Origin of the sequence: Capnocytophaga periodontitidis (assembly GCF_016126015.1) — a bacterium.
Classification (GTDB): Bacteria; Bacteroidota; Bacteroidia; order Flavobacteriales; family Flavobacteriaceae; genus Capnocytophaga; species Capnocytophaga periodontitidis.
In genome coordinates this window covers 1-2,170 of sequence record NZ_JAEFDB010000032.1, presented here as the reverse complement: position 1 = coordinate 2,170, position 2,170 = coordinate 1, and the positions used below count along the sequence as shown (strand labels likewise).

The following is a 2,170-nucleotide window of genomic DNA, read 5'->3' as shown; positions in this document are numbered from 1 at the left end:
AGCTACTGCTACGGTATTATCACCTATAATGTGTGGAACCGGAGTAATACGTGTATCTGCTACCGGAGGTACAGTGAGCTCTACACAGCCTTATGGATTTAGTAATGATAATGGCGCTACTTATCTCCATAACGCTACTCATAATTATTACGACTTTACGGTTACCTCTCCAGGAACTTATAGCTTTAAAGTTATAGATTACAATGGCTGTACCGATCAGGCTACCGTTACAGTGCAAACCTTACCTGCACCTACTGTTAGTGCCTCAGGTAAACTTATCAACTGTGGTGCTAATGGGCAGATCACCTTTACAGAACCCCAAAGTACAGTAAGCTATACCTATGAGTATAGCGCCGATGGGGTAACTTTCCAATCAGGACGTATACTTACAGTAGCTCCTGGTAAAACCTATACAGCTACTTTGCGCTACAAATATGGTAGCACTGCTTCTTGTACCATAGTAGCACAGATGATAACCATTGGAACCGCTAATAATGAACTCATCGCTTCAGCAGGAGTTGCCAAATTAGTAGGTTGTGGTACTGGTGCTAATGCCAATAAAGCTTTGGTACACTTCACCAATGTACAAGGAGGTGCTCTACCTTATGAATATAACTTCGGTGATGGCGTTTGGACTACCACCCGCGAACGATGGATGGCTCCTGGTAGTTACACACTCGCTGTGCGTGATGCTATCGGTTGTACACGTAGCAACTTGAAAGTAGAAGTTAAAGATAAACCAGCTACACCTTCTTTCCCTAACCCTACCGTTACTTATGATTGCCAAGGTCGCGGTACTATAGTAATTACTAATAACAAACCTAATTACACCTATAAATATAGTATAGACGGTGGTACTGAAACCACTACTAACCGTTTCACCAACTTAGCTCCAGGCGTACATACCGTTACCATCCGTTATGACGACCCTTCAGCTACCCGTCCAGGTCTCTTGCTTAAAGAAGATTTCGGTAAAGGTACTCCTTATACCACACCTCCTCCAGGAATGACTCCTGCTTACCAATTAGTAGATCCTCGCTATCAACGATTGGACTGGAATAAGTATTTTGTAGCAGGAAAACGTGACATCTATTCACACATCCAAACAGGCTGGTGGCAAAATGATGCTATTTTCCCTAACGACCATACTAATCGCCTTGATAATACTTCCCGCTATTTAGCAGTCGACTTTGGTCAGCTCATTGCTAATGGTGCGATCTTCTATGAAAAAGATGTAATAGATGTAATGCCAAACTTACCTATTGAGTTCGAAATGTTCGGTTTCAACTTAGTGCGTTCTTCCAATTGTACAAACCCAGTGATGATTATGGAAATCGTCGCTTTGGACGATGCTGGTAATGTAGTAAAAGTAGGAGGTCAAGACAAAGTATTAGGTCGTATCGAATCACAACAAATACCTACCAATAAAAATAATGCCGATGCTTGGTTCCGCTTCGCTTCCGATGGTACAGGCGTAAATACAGGAGTTACTCCAGCAGCACGTGTAAATCCAGGTACTTATAAACGTTTGAAAATACGTATTCGTACTAAGTGGAACACTTCATCTTGTAACGACTTCGCTTTTGATGATCTTACTGTATACCAAAACCCCGAATCTTGTGGCTTTACCCATACCCTCACAGTAAATATAGATAATGATAAAGCCTTTGGAGTAGATCCAACAACAGAAAAAGTTATACAACCTAAGTGTAATAATCAAAAAGGAGAATACCAGATAACACTTAAAAATGCCCCATCTACTTATTATGTAAGCAAAGACGGTGCAGCATTCCAAGCCTACACAGCAGGGTCTATTTTCAAATGGACAAATATTGATGCAGGTAATCATACTATAAAATTCCGTGCAGAGCTCAATAATACTAATTGTGAGGCTTCTAGAACATTTTCTATTACAGTTCCACCTAATTTGGTTACAATACTTCCTGACGATATAATTTTAGGATGTAATGGAGTAACCGAAGCAGTAGTTTCGTCAACAGGGGGTACAGGTACTTTGCAATATAAGTTGCAAGACTCTACCTCTCAAGTGTTGTACGACTACCAAACTTCACCTAAGTTTACGATTACCCAAACAGGAATATATATAGTATCAGTTCGTGATGCTAATGGTTGTCAAAACGGAGGTACTATCAACGTGATAAATGCCCCT

Annotated in this window: 1 pseudogene; it reads left to right on the top strand. The window is 40.8% G+C overall.

Features of this window, described 5'->3' with window-relative positions:
* Positions 1-28: 28 nt before the first annotated feature.
* Positions 29-2,170 (top strand): annotated as a pseudogene (locus I7X29_RS15150) (T9SS type B sorting domain-containing protein); the annotation flags it as partial.